The sequence below is a fragment of the Photobacterium damselae genome, from assembly GCF_003026815.1.
GTDB classification, from domain to species: Bacteria; Pseudomonadota; Gammaproteobacteria; order Enterobacterales; family Vibrionaceae; genus Photobacterium; species Photobacterium damselae.
In genome coordinates, this window is sequence record NZ_PYOG01000012.1 from 39,864 (window position 1) to 53,440 (window position 13,577).

Annotated in this window: 12 protein-coding genes; 5 read left to right on the plus strand and 7 right to left on the minus strand. The window is 41.2% G+C overall.

The window, feature by feature from the left end:
* Window positions 1-73: 73 nt before the first annotated feature.
* The 4 genes from mnmH to CTN07_RS12235 form a co-directional block, all read right to left on the minus strand.
* Window positions 74-1,168 carry a tRNA 2-selenouridine(34) synthase MnmH gene (gene mnmH / locus CTN07_RS12220; RefSeq protein WP_005298334.1) on the minus strand — a complete coding sequence of 365 codons (1,095 nt, stop codon included), beginning with the start codon at window positions 1,166-1,168 and terminating at the stop codon, window positions 74-76.
* On the minus strand, window positions 1,168-2,202 hold the full coding sequence (selD, locus tag CTN07_RS12225; protein ID WP_005298333.1) for a selenide, water dikinase SelD: 1,035 nt from the start codon (window positions 2,200-2,202) through the stop codon (window positions 1,168-1,170). Before selD ends, mnmH begins: the two co-directional genes overlap by 1 nt.
* A 200-nt stretch (window positions 2,203-2,402) precedes the next feature.
* On the minus strand, window positions 2,403-2,951 hold the full coding sequence (locus CTN07_RS12230) for an NAD(P)H nitroreductase (RefSeq protein ID WP_005298332.1): 549 nt from the start codon (window positions 2,949-2,951) through the stop codon (window positions 2,403-2,405).
* A gap of 65 nt (window positions 2,952-3,016) precedes the next feature.
* The gene (locus CTN07_RS12235; protein WP_036763457.1) at window positions 3,017-5,029 is read right to left on the minus strand and encodes an NADPH-dependent 2,4-dienoyl-CoA reductase; all 2,013 of its coding nucleotides are present in this window, start codon (window positions 5,027-5,029) and stop codon (window positions 3,017-3,019) included.
* Between the two features lie 270 nt (window positions 5,030-5,299).
* On the opposite strand from CTN07_RS12235, the gene sppA reads away from it, so the two are divergent.
* Both sppA and ansA read left to right on the plus strand, forming a co-directional pair.
* Window positions 5,300-7,153, plus strand: a complete 1,854-nt coding sequence (gene sppA, locus CTN07_RS12240; protein WP_005298331.1) for a signal peptide peptidase SppA — start codon at window positions 5,300-5,302, stop codon at window positions 7,151-7,153.
* A 272-nt stretch (window positions 7,154-7,425) separates the two neighbouring features.
* Window positions 7,426-8,439, plus strand: a complete 1,014-nt coding sequence (gene ansA, locus CTN07_RS12245; protein ID WP_036763455.1) for an asparaginase — start codon at window positions 7,426-7,428, stop codon at window positions 8,437-8,439.
* A gap of 76 nt (window positions 8,440-8,515) precedes the next feature.
* On the opposite strand, the gene CTN07_RS12250 is transcribed toward ansA, so the two are convergent.
* A complete protein-coding gene (locus CTN07_RS12250; RefSeq protein ID WP_036763453.1) occupies window positions 8,516-8,800 on the minus strand; it encodes a YeaC family protein in 285 nt (94 codons plus the stop codon).
* 203 nt (window positions 8,801-9,003) lie between these two features.
* Between CTN07_RS12250 and CTN07_RS12255 the strand changes: the two genes are divergently transcribed.
* A complete protein-coding gene (locus CTN07_RS12255) occupies window positions 9,004-9,855 on the plus strand; it encodes a DUF2989 domain-containing protein (RefSeq protein WP_005298327.1) in 852 nt (283 codons plus the stop codon).
* 74 nt (window positions 9,856-9,929) lie between these two features.
* On the opposite strand, the gene msrB is transcribed toward CTN07_RS12255, so the two are convergent.
* Window positions 9,930-10,325, minus strand: a complete 396-nt coding sequence (msrB, locus tag CTN07_RS12260; RefSeq protein WP_036763451.1) for a peptide-methionine (R)-S-oxide reductase MsrB — start codon at window positions 10,323-10,325, stop codon at window positions 9,930-9,932.
* 337 nt (window positions 10,326-10,662) lie between these two features.
* Here msrB and gap point away from each other — a divergent pair, with 337 nt between their 5' ends.
* Together gap and CTN07_RS12270 are read left to right on the plus strand one after the other, a co-directional pair.
* On the plus strand, window positions 10,663-11,658 hold the full coding sequence (gene gap / locus CTN07_RS12265) for a type I glyceraldehyde-3-phosphate dehydrogenase (RefSeq protein ID WP_005298326.1): 996 nt from the start codon (window positions 10,663-10,665) through the stop codon (window positions 11,656-11,658).
* A 323-nt stretch (window positions 11,659-11,981) separates the two neighbouring features.
* Window positions 11,982-12,857 carry a D-hexose-6-phosphate mutarotase gene (locus tag CTN07_RS12270; protein ID WP_036763450.1) on the plus strand — a complete coding sequence of 292 codons (876 nt, stop codon included), beginning with the start codon at window positions 11,982-11,984 and terminating at the stop codon, window positions 12,855-12,857.
* An 88-nt stretch (window positions 12,858-12,945) separates the two neighbouring features.
* Here the strand turns inward: CTN07_RS12270 and CTN07_RS12275 are convergent, their stop codons facing one another.
* Entirely contained in the window at window positions 12,946-13,326 is a 381-nt protein-coding gene (locus tag CTN07_RS12275) for a VOC family protein (protein ID WP_036763448.1), read from the minus strand.
* Window positions 13,327-13,577: the final 251 nt, after the last annotated feature.

Sequence of the window (13,577 nt, forward strand, 5' to 3'; positions counted from 1 at the left end):
AGACCTCGTTACTCATAACAATAAAAATGAGTAACAAGGTCTTTAGTATTTCAACTATAAAACGCGATTACGATTACTTAGCTTGCGCTGCTAACCACTCTTTCACGGTTTGGTAATCACCACGGAACACAATACGCTCCGCTTTTTTCTCTAATTGATAGGTATACATTGGGTCGTAGTACTGCTCAAGTAGCGGTTGTAACCATGCATAGTGCCCATCAACAGAACCCGTTGCTCGCATCTGAGCCACTGCTTGTTTTTGTGCTTCAACCAGTTGTTCATAGCGCTCATGACCAAGGCGACGATGAATTCCCATCATGCTATGTGATAAGTATTCAGAGAATTCAAACCATCCTTCTTCTTCGCCATGTAATGCGACAAAATCACGTTGCATGCGAATGACATAATCATCCATCAAGCGCTCTAAACGGACATCCATAGGATCTTGGACCACCGCAACTTTCGCTTGTTTCATCTGTTCGTGCAGTGAAACAGGAAGATTTACTGAACCAATATGACGACCTTCATCTTCATACACAAAACTGGTCATGCCGTGGTCTAACTTCTTGAGCATCTGCACCGCAAGATTGTTCTCAAACGCAATTTGAGTATGTTGCTCAGTAGCAAAACGACCAAACGATGAACCTCGGTGATGAGCTGCACCCTCAAGATCAATACCATTTGCCAGCTCATTAACCATAATCGTTTTACCGCTACCTGTATTACCACCAACAATCAACATTGGCATTTCAGCCACTTGATCAATAGTGTCAATCAGAAAACGGCGCAACGCTTTGTAACCACCAACAACATAAGGGTAATCAATGCCAGCTTCTTTTAACCAAAGTTGCGTGATTTGCGAACGTTGGCCACCGCGGAAACAGTATAGATAACCATTTGGATTAGCTTCACAAAATGCTTTCCATTGAGCAACACGCTGCGCTTTAACATCACCACAAACTAATTCATGGCCTAATGCAATTGCAGCGTCTTGTCCTTGCTCTTTATAACAAGTCCCTACCGCTTCTCGCTCACTGTTTGTCATTAATGGAAGATTGGTTGACATCGGGAATGCCCCTTGTTCAAACTCAATCGGAGCTCGCATGTCCATTAAAGGTACATCGTTGACAAATAGTTGACGAAAATCTTCACAGTTTGGACGTGACATTAGCAAACCTCAATTAGTGCAGAGCCATCTTGCTCAAACAGTTCACCAATCGCTTGAAGCTCAATATTGTGATGTTTTGCGATTTCCGCAATTTCATCTTCAGAGCCAGGTGCAACCGCTAGTAGTAAACCGCCTGATGTTTGAGGATCGCAAAGTAGCGCTTTTTGCTCTGCGGTCATTGGTGCAATTTTATCGCCATAACTTGCGAAATTACGCTCAGTACCACCAGGAACACAGCCTTGTTCGATATAATCAAATACACCAGGAAGATGAGGTACTTGATCAAACCATACTTTTGCTTTTACGCCACTGCCTTCACAGATCTCACTTAAGTGACCAAGCAGACCAAAACCTGTGACATCAGTTAGTGCTTTCACACCAGAAACATCAGCAAAATCAGCACCTGGTTTATTCAGCTTACACATCCAGTCACGAGCCAGACCTTTATGCTCTTCTGCTAACTTAGACTTTTTCTCAGCCGTAGTTAATACACCAATGCCAAGAGGTTTGGTTAAGAACAATTTACAGCCCGCTTCAGCCTTGTCATTACGCTTAATGCGATCGGTATCAACAATACCTGTTACAGCTAAACCGAAAATAGGCTCTGGAGCATCAATTGAGTGACCACCAGCAAGAGAGATACCAGCATCACGGCAAACGGCACGGCCACCTTCAATCACTTTTTGTGCAATTTCAGGAGCAAGAACATTGACAGGCCAACCCAAGATTGCAATTGCCATAATCGGCTTGCCACCCATCGCATAGATATCGCTGATTGCGTTTGTTGCCGCGATACGACCAAAATCATATGGGTCATCAACAATCGGCATAAAGAAGTCAGTCGTACTGATCACTGCAGTACCGTTACCAAGATCGTAAACGGCTGCGTCATCTTTGCTTTCATTGCCAACAAGTAGATTTGGATCAGCAAATGGGGCAATTTGAGTACGAAGGATGGTATCAAGTACCTGAGGAGAAATTTTACAACCACATCCAGCACCGTGGCTGTATTGGGTTAGGCGAACATTTTCCATGCAGCGCTCCAGATAAATTTTACAGAGCGGAAGATTCTACTCCTGCCAACAAGATCTGTCACCTTTACATGGGAATCAAGTAAGTTGAATAGTTTGATAAATCTCAAAGAGAGATAAATTACGCGGCATAAATAATAAAACCGCCAATTTTCAGGACAAATTTACCCGAAAATTGGCGATAAGACTCACTTCGACAGACGTTATAGGTATTCAACAAACTTAGCTAAGTCTTGTTCATGCACTTTGGCTTCTCGGCATGAAGGGGTACCTAGATACAAAAAGCCCACGATCATATCTTCACCTTGAACACCTAATGCTTCACGCACCACTGGATGATAAGCCCAAGAGCCAGTACGCCAAAAACCAGAAAAACCTTGCGCCACTGCCGCCATTTGCATCGCTTGAGTAGCACACCCAGCAGATAGATGCTGTTCAAAGACTGGTACTTTATGACCCGAGGTAACTTTTGCGACCACAGTAATCACCATTGGAGCTCTAAACGGTGCATTTGACGCTTTTTCAACGACAAAATCGTCTAATTCATCGGCCTTAGCAGCAGAAACCAAAATATCCGCCAATTTTTGCAGTCCATCCCCTTGAGAGACAATAAAGCGCCATGGAGTTAAACCGCCATGATCGGGGGCGCGCAAACCTGCTCGAAGGATATTCTCCAACGCCTCACCAGATGGTGCTGGTTCAGCCAAACGTGGCAACGAACGACGATTTAAAAGTAGTGTTAGCGCATCCATAACAACCTCGAATGAAAATGATTCTATTTATCTTGCTTAAGATATCACAAGCTCACTAAGATGCACTACAACTTAGCCGCTAACTCAACCCCTTGGCGAATCACACGTTTGGCATCAACCTCACCGGCATGATCAGCCCCGCCTATCACATGCACATTCACCCCAAGCTCCTGCAAAGGTTGAACTAAACCATCGACAGAGCGCTGCCCGGCACAAATAATAATATTATCGACAGCTAAAATTCGTTGCTGGCCCTCAACAGTAATATGCAAACCTTGATCATCAATAAGGTCATAACTAACACCACCTAATAGCTCAACCCCGCGCTTTTCTAATGTCCGACGATGAATCCAGCCTGTTGTTCGCCCAGGGCCTTTGCCTACCTTGCCCTTTTTCCGCTGCATTAACCAAACTTGGCGCTGACTGACATAATCATCATAGGGAAATAAACCACCTGGGTGCTCAATACTCTGCTCAATGCCCCAATCTTTTAACCATGCTTCTAAGGTTTGATTTTCTGGCTCAGTTAAAAACGTTGCAACATCGACCCCAATACCACCCGCACCAATCACCGCAACTCTTTGCCCAACAGAGACCTTATCTCGAATGAAACTTTGATAATCAATCACGCTCGAATGATCAATTCCAGGGATAGGAGGCATTCGAGGCTGTACTCCTGTTGCAATAATCACTTCGTCATACGCTTTTAATCCATCCAGAGTGGCTTCCTGACCCAGTTTTACCTTCACGCCCATTTGTTCTAATCGACGAGAAAAATATCGAATGGTTTCTTTAAACTCTTCTTTACCAGGGATCTGCATAGCAAGATTAAATTGCCCACCAACAAACTCATTTTTCTCAAGTAAATCGACAGAAAATCCCCTCTCAGCCAAAGCGATCGCACATGCCATACCAGCAGGACCTGCCCCAACAATGGCAACATTTCGCTTTTTCTCTGTTGGCGATAGGATTAATTCAGTCTCATAACACGCTTGAGGATTCACTAAGCAGCTGGCGCGTTTCCCCGCAAACACATGGTCAAGACATGCTTGATTACAGGCAATGCAGGTATTGATATCTTCAGCTTGGTTTTGCTCGGCTTTATTAACAAAGTCAGGATCGGCAAGAAAAGGTCTCGCCATAGACACCATATCAGCTTGACCGTGACTGAGAATATTTTCAGCCACTTGTGGTGTATTGATTCGGTTACAAGTCACCAGAGGAATCGAAACATACTGTTTGAGTTTTTCGGTGACCCAAGCAAAAGCGGCACGAGGAACTTGAGTTGCGATGGTGGGAATTCGCGCTTCATGCCAACCAATTCCCGTATTGATAATTGTCACGCCCGCTTGCTCCAAAGCTTGAGCTAACTCGATAACTTCTTGATGGGTGCTGCCTTGCTCAACCAAATCCAACATCGACAGACGAAAAATAATAATAAAGTCAGGGCCAACCCGCTCTCTTACTGCTTTCACTAACTCGATAGGAAAACGAATACGGTTAGTAAATTCGCCCCCCCAATTATCATAACGAGTATTGGAACGCGCACAAATAAACTGATTAATGAGATACCCTTCAGATCCCATCAATTCGACACCATCATAACCAGCTTCTCGTGCCAACTCCGAGCTCTTGGCAAAAGCATCAATGGTTTTCAGAATCTGACGCTCACTCATTTTTGAAGGAGTAAATTTAGAAATAGGCGCTCGAATAGCCGATGCACTTTGCGCAAAAGGATGCATTGCATAACGTCCAGCATGCAATAATTGAAGCGCAATCTTACCGCCATTTTCATGTACTGCATCGGTTATTGTCTTATGAGCACGAGCCGCCCGAGCAGAACTAAACTCGGCACTTAATGGGTGTAATCGGCCTCGAAAATTAGGAGAAAAACCTCCTGTAACAATTAATCCTACTCCCCCCTTAGCGCGAGCAGCATAAAAAGCAGCCAATTTTTTAAATCCATCATGAGCCTCTTCCAGCCCGGTGTGCATTGAGCCCATTAAGACTCTGTTTTTTAGTACCGTAAAACCAAGATCCAACGGTGCTAATAGATGAGGGTATGCTTTATCGTCCATGGCTTCCGCTTCTCTTTATAGCATTGGTCTGACCAGTGTAGACCAAAATAAGAACAAATTTCAAACATTTGTTTACATTTAAGAAACATTTTAAAGTAATCTATGAAGAGAGACTTATATCGAGCTCACAACTTAGCAAGTGTTCAATCAAACCATCAATAAATTGCAATTGATTTGTAATACTTAAAAAAACTGTAATTCGCTAGGGAGTAAGTTAGGATATAACAAAATATTAGAGTAATAGAGTTAACATCAGTATTGGGATCATTCATGAAAACCATCTTCAAAGGAATTGGTCGAGTTTGTAAAGCGATATGGAATCTTCTGAGCTTTACTCGTCAGCTTGTTCTAAACCTGATCTTTTTAATTCTGGTTGGCGCACTATTTTTTGCGTTTTACCAAGGTGATAAAGACACAGAGACACAGCCACAACCTGGCGCTCTTGTTCTTGACTTGTCAGGCCCTATTGTGGAGCAAAAAGATCCAGTCAATCCGGTCGATAGCTTATTAAGTGAAGCGATGGGTAAAGAGCCACAACAAGAAAATGTTCTATTTGATATTGTTGAAGCGATTCGTGCAGCTTCCGGTGATAACGACATTAAAGGGTTAGTGCTGAACCTGCAAAATATGCCAGAGACCAGCCTCACAAAACTTCGTTACATCGCAAAAGCCATCACAGACTTTAAACAATCAGGCAAACCGGTTTATGCATACGGCGATAACTTTTCTCAAAGCCAATATTATCTAGCCAGTTATGCAGATAAAGTCTTTATGTCTCCAGATGGGGCAATTCTCTTAACCGGTTATGGTAGCTATACCTTGTACTATAAGAGCCTTCTTGAGAAGTTAGACGTCACAACTCATGTCTTCCGAGTGGGTACTTATAAATCAGCAATTGAGCCTTATATTCGTGACAACATGTCGGATGCGGCAAAAGAAGCAAACACAGTATGGCTTAACCAGTTATGGCAAGCTTATACCAGTGATGTCGCTAAAAACCGTAATATTGATGCCGCTGAGCTTACACCAAAACTGCCTGAATTTATTGCTGCATTAAAATCAGTTGATGGTGATTTTGCCAAATTGAGCGTTAAGCTGGGATTAGTCGATAGCTTAATGACTCATCCTGAAATGACACAAGAATTTGAAAAAACATTTGGTACTGACCAAGACCATAACTTTAATCAAATTAGTTACTACGATTACTTAGCAAGTTTGACCGACATTAACGTACCGTCGAAAAACAAAATTGCTGTAGTAATCGCAAGTGGCGCAATCATTGATGGCCCTCAACGTCCGGGCACCACAGGCGGTGATACAACCGCAGAATTATTACGAGAAGCTCGATTTGATAACAATGTAAAAGCAGTAATTCTTCGCGTAGATAGTCCAGGAGGCAGTGCATTTGCTTCAGAGTTAATTCGTAATGAAGTAGACGCATTACAAAAAGCAGGAAAACCTGTTGTGGTCTCTATGTCGAGTGTCGCCGCTTCTGGTGGTTATTGGATCTCATCAAGTGCCGATAAAATCATTGCCAACCCAACCACAATAACAGGTTCTATTGGTATCTTTGCCGTGATGACGACATTTGAAAAAGGCCTCAATAAGCTAGGGATTTATAATGATGGTGTGGGTACTACACCGTTTGCTGGTGTCGGTGTGACTCGCGCACTACCTCAAGGTGTTGGAGAGATCTTCCAATTAGGGGTTGATCACGGTTACCAACGCTTTATCGGTCTGGTTAGCAAATACCGTCATATGTCACTGGCTCAAGTGGATAAGATTGCTCAAGGTCGAGTTTGGACTGGTGCCGATGCGAAGCGCTTAGGGCTCGTTGATGAGTTAGGTGATTTTGACACAGCAATCAGTGCGGCAGTCGATCTTGCTAAAATCAATGACTATCAAATTGAATGGATGCAACAACCATTAAGCCCAATGGAAATGTTCTTGCAGCAATTTACTACTGAAGCAAGAACACAGCTATTGACCATGGTTTTGGGTGATATGCCAAAAGCGATTACTCCCGTTACTGAAAAAATCAGTGCCGATCTAACCTCGTTAGCAAACTTTAACGATCCAAAAGGTCAATATGCGTTCTGCTTAAACTGTGGCACGTTCAATTAATGATGCGTTATCCCTAACCCTAAGTAACATCAAAGCGTTAGCTTGAATTAGAACCACACTTAGGAAATACACATCACTAAGAACCCAGCATTATGTCTGGGTTCTTTCGCTTCAGATCAAAGATAAATATCGTATTTGAACACAAATACAGCGTTGTCATCTTCGATCACATTTCCCATCTTCTATTGAGCTAGCGCAAACAACTTCCCTCGCATCTTCATTCTGTTTCAGTATAATGCGCCCATCTAATCTCAATAATTCTGTACACGATAATGGAAAGAAAACATATCTACATTGCTTACACTGGTGGCACCATCGGCATGCAAAAGTCAGATCACGGCTATATCCCTGTGGCTGGTTTTATGGAAAAACAGCTTGCCAGCATGCCAGAATTCCATCGTGCAGAAATGCCAGAATTTACGATTCATGAATACGCGCCATTGATCGATTCATCTGATATGACGCCTTCTGATTGGCAACGCATTGCTGACGATATCAAAGCAAATTATGACAAGTATGACGGTTTTGTCATTCTTCACGGTACCGATACCATGGCGTATACGGCATCAGCTCTGTCATTTATGTTTGAGAACCTAGATAAGCCCGTTATTGTTACAGGCTCTCAAATTCCTCTTGCTGAACTACGCTCTGATGGTCAAAGTAACTTGCTCAATGCACTGCATATTGCGGCAAACTACCCAATTAATGAAGTTACTGTATTCTTTAACAACAAGTTAATTCGCGGTAACCGCAGTACCAAAGCTCACGCAGACGGTTTTGGGGCATTTATTTCCCCTAATCTACCGCCATTACTTGAGGCTGGTATTAACATTTCTGTTAGTAATATTGCAGAGATCAATAAAAAACCAGAAGGTCCATTTAAAGTACATAATATTATTCCCCAACCTATCGGTGTAATTACTATGTATCCAGGGATCTCACCTGAGGTGATCAAAAACACACTGCGTCAGCCAGTCAATGCGATGATTTTATTAACCTTCGGTGTTGGTAATGCACCACAAAACCCAGAACTTCTTGAGCAACTAAAAGAAGCCAGCGATCGCGGTGTCATTGTAATGAACTTAACCCAATGTCTATCGGGTAAAGTGAATATGGGTGGATACGCAACGGGCTGTGCTCTTGCCGATGCAGGTGTACTCAGTGGCTATGATATGACTCCTGAAGCCGCTCTTGCTAAATTACATTTTTTACTTAGCCAAGATCTTCCGGTCGAAAGCATGCGAACGTTAATGCAACAAGATCTACGTGGTGAGTTAACGCACTAATTGATCAATTAGCAATTTCAAAATTGAGCCGAGTCAACACACTCGGCTTTTTTCTACCAGAAATATAACCTCATTATCACTTAAGCTTCGTTCTGAAAATCTCATTAGATCTAGCTAATTCTTTTATCTCTTGTTGAAAGTCAGTTTTGGTTTTTATGTTAAGTTCGCCACCTTGGGCAACTGTCATATGTTGAGCTTCTTGATTAAATCGAGATTGATAAATCATCATGGCCTGCATCGCATTAGATCGTTGTTCATCGGTAAGTTGAACCCCATTCGCCCACTTTCCAGTTTCAACCGCACGGCTAAGCTGCTCATAAATAGCAGGGGTCATCGCATCAAGTAAACTGTCCATATTCATATTTTAGTCATTCTCTATTGTGATCCTTGTTGCAGCCTATCCCACCTTTATAAAAGATCAATGCTCACCACCTAAACTGCCACTTAACTCACAACTCTGGTATCAAGATCTAAAAAAAATTTGTTTTACACCAATCACTATTAGGCATTGATGAAAAATAACGGCATAGTATTACTGATTATCTTATAAATACGTTTTATCCTATGCGCCTCTCAATTGATCGTTATTCACTCTATCAAATTACCGCTATTTGTTTATGCATTCTTCCACTACAAGGCTGTTTTGAACGCCATAAAACAACCGATCGACTCTGTCAGGAAAAGCCGCAACTCTGTCACGATCTCAATATTGATGATGGACAGTGCCGGATCCAGCGAACCAATCTTATTTGGCAACGAAATCGCATACTATCAGCACCCACTGATATTGAACGCTTACAAGAACTCAAAGATATGAAGAAATATCAGCTTTGTTTGGAGTTTGCAGCTCAAATAGAGCCAATTGATATGAAAGAGCGGAAAACATACCGTATTGATAAATTGCACCAAGTTTACCAATCAGAACAAAAACTCATGGAGCAACTCTTAAACTCCTATGATCCTAATGTTCTTTACTATCGCTGGACCCAAGGAAGCCAAGATGCGCTAGAGCAATTTTTAAAACAAGAAGACAGTGAACAAGTAAAAACCACAACCCTACAATTTGGCTACGCTGCGTACTATTCACAGCAAAAAAATTCAAACAAAGCCAAACAACACTTACTCGCAGCACTGAGCTATTTAGAGCCAAACGAAGCCATTCAACCACAACTGATTCAAGGCTTAGCCACTTATGCATTTCAAGAAAATAATCTGATTCAAGCTTATATTTGGACCCGAACAGGACAGCAACTTAAATTATTTGATGTGTCTGATCAGCGAATGGAACAACACTTCTCTTTTAGCTCTAAGGAAATATCAACATTAGATAAAGTTGTAGATAAAGTTGTTAATAGCTTATTAGATGGAAACTTTGAACCTGCATTATTGATAGTGCCTACGTTTAAAAACTCATAGACACTTTTTTTGAATATTTACGTAATTTTTTTAATTATCAACACAAATAAAAATAGTTAGAACACTAACTATTTTTATTCATCAGATTGAGTATTGAATTTTAGGGAAACAGAATTAACACAGTAGCGCTCCCCTGTTGTATTAGGTCCATCAGGAAATACATGGCCTAAATGACTATCACAACTAGCACATCGAATTTCAATCCGCTGCATTCCATGGCTAAAATCGTCTAAATAGCGAATCGCTTGAGCATCAACGGGAGCATCAAAGCTCGGCCATCCACAACCAGAGTCGTACTTATTTACCGACGAAAACAGTGGGCTACGGCAGCATGTACAAAAATAGATACCGCTTTCTCTATTATGAAGAAGAGCTCCACTAAAAGGAGTTTCGGTACCTTGTTCTCGACAAACTCGATACTCCTCATCACTGAGAATTGTTTTCCATTCAGCCTGACTTTTATTGTTCATATAGTAACCTTCTGCATGACCATTTCTTATTAAGCAGTAAATAAAGTTGGCATTTCATCATTATGTAGCACATACTTTCTGCTCGAAGGATTTTTCTTAGTGTCAAACACAGTTTACTGTTTTTGATCTTGATATTAAAAGATAGCAACGGTTGCGATGGATATTTACACAATATTTGTATAAATTAACGTCGTTGTAGTAGGAATGTAAAAAAAATCCGAATATTTTTTTGACCTCAAGCAATTTAAATTGTTTTTTTGCTTGCAGGCTCACGAATGATTCTGTAATTTTACTACCAGTTATCTTTCATTAGAAATTAAGTTGTGGAGCAACTGTAATGACAATTAAAGTAGGTATTAACGGTTTCGGCCGTATCGGTCGTTTTGTTTTCCGTGCAGCGCAAGAGCGCAACGACATTGAAGTTGTTGGTATCAACGACCTTATCGATGTTGAGTACATGGCATACATGCTTAAGTACGATTCAACTCACGGCCGTTTCAACGGTACTGTTGAAGTTGAAGGCGGTAACCTAATCGTTAACGGCAAAACTGTACGTGTAACTGCAGAGCGTAACCCTGCTGACCTTAAGTGGGATGCTATCAACGTTGACGTAGTAGCTGAAGCAACTGGTCTATTCCTAACTGACGAGACGGCACGTAAGCACATCGAAGCTGGTGCTAAGAAAGTTGTTCTTACTGGTCCATCTAAAGACGCAACTCCAATGTTCGTTATGGGTGTAAACCACGAGACTTACACTGGTCAAGACATCGTTTCTAACGCTTCTTGTACTACTAACTGTCTAGCACCTATCGCTAAAGTTCTTAACGATAACTTCGGCATCGAATCTGGTCTTATGACTACAGTTCACGCAACTACAGCAACTCAAAAAACTGTAGATGGTCCTTCTGCTAAAGACTGGCGTGGTGGTCGTGGTGCTTCTCAGAACATCATCCCATCATCAACTGGTGCTGCTAAAGCTGTAGGCGTTGTACTTCCAGAAGTAAACGGCAAACTAACTGGTATGGCTTTCCGCGTACCAACTGCTAACGTTTCTGTAGTTGACCTAACTGTTAACCTTAAGAACGGTGCTTCTTACGAAACTATCTGTAAAGCAATGAAAGATGCTTCAGAAGGTTCTCTAAAAGGTATCCTAGGTTACACTGAAGATGCAGTAGTTTCTACTGACTTCAACGGTGACACTCGTACTTCTATCTTCGACGCAGCTGCAGGTATCGCACTATCTGACAACTTCGTTAAAGTTGTATCTTGGTACGACAACGAAATCGGTTACTCAAACAAAGTTCTAGACCTAATCGCTCACATCTCTAAGTAATTTGTGAAGTCATTAGACTAGAGTTAAGGCGACGCTTCGGTGTCGCCTTTTTTGTATGTAAGTTTTAGGTTTAATATTTTAACCGTGGCTAATACCCCCAAAATCATCAAGCTTTAGACAAATCATGTAAGAGACTAACGAGAAAGCAAGAACGCTTCCTTCACATATTTAACAAATAAATCTTAATATTAAGATATAATTTTCAACAAAAAATAAGTAATTATTGTATTGATGTTTTTCTACGAAAGAGTCCATTTTTATTTAATCTAAGGTCTTAAAGAGATAAACATAAATCCAATATTTGTTTATTAGGGAATAAACCAATGAATCTGCGAAATTTACCTGTTATCAATGCCCTATCAGATGCTGTAACCATCTGCGATTACCAAGGCATTCATATTGTACGAATTAACCATCCAATGGTAGAAGCTGGTATCTCACTGCATGGCGGTCACCTAATTTGGTTTAAACCTGCCGCTGAAAAAGATGTTATTTGGCTAAGCGAAAAAGCAGAGTTTGATCCAGCAAAAGCAATTCGTGGTGGTATTCCAGTTTGTTGGCCTTGGTTTGGCAAAGCAGGTACACCTTCTCATGGTTTTGCCCGTAATAGCCAGTGGACGTTAGAGCAACACCGTGAAAATGATCAGGGTGTTATCGTTAGCTTAACTCTAGAAGACAACGAACAAACTCAAGCGATTTGGCCTCATAAGTTCCATAACCGTTTGATCTTTGAAATGGGCAGTGAGCTAAAAGTTCACCTAACCACCACAAATACAGACAATCAAACTTGGTCATACGGTGGCGCGCTTCATACCTATTTTGATATTGCGAATATTAAGCAAATTGCAATTACTGGTATGGGGGAAGAATATCAAGATAGCACTCAAGGTGGCGCTATCTGCCATGGTGAAAGTGAACTAACCTTCCACGCAGAAACTGACCGCGTTTACACACAACCAAATAACATTATTACCATTGATGATAAAGCTAACCAACGCCAGATTAACGTTGAAAACCAAGGTCATAATGCTGCTGTAATTTGGAATCCTTGGCAAGAATTGTCCATCAGTATGGGCGATATGGCTGACGATAGCTATGAGACTATGGTCTGTGTTGAATCCGCTATTCATGGACAAGGTGTAACCCTAGAGCCTAATCAAGCTCATACCCTAAGTACGATCATCTCTGTTGTAAAATAATTACTTCAGAAAAGAGTAAGCCCCTAAGAATATTTATTATTTTTAGGGGCTTATTATCACTAACTGAGCCATATTAATATTCATGGTCTTAAGCCATCATAGTCGACAGCGGTTCAATAAGAACCCAACCATTACCATCAGGATCTGAAAAGGTCGCAAACCGCCCTCCCATAATCGTAATAATTTCTGATAATGCAACGCCTCGCTGACTCAATTCTTTGTGAGTAGACAGTAAATCATCTGTTTGCACAACCAGGCCTTGTACAGAGCCTGCTGCCATACCACCAAAAGGAGGAACCAAACTGATTGTGGTTTCAGCACCTTTAGGCGCCAACTGAACCCAGCGTTTATGTACGTTAGATTGATGATCTCGAATTAATTCAAACCCAAGAGCATCACGATAAAAAGCCAAAGCAATACTCTGATCAGTAACAGGAATTGAGACAGTATCTACTCGAGAAATGGCCATTACACTCTCCTTGCACATTCAATATCGCGCCAATAAAAATGCGTAATTACCTAATTAGCTTAAGACACTTAATGTGATTTTTCTCACAAAATAAGGCCAGTCTTAAATTTGATTAAACAAAATAATCTGTGATGAAATTAAGCCATTTTCTATTTATCTGAATTGTTATTATAAAATCAACACCATTTACATTCTTGTAACCCAATATTTTTACCTTCCATTAATATGACTTAAATTTTTTTGTTTTCAGC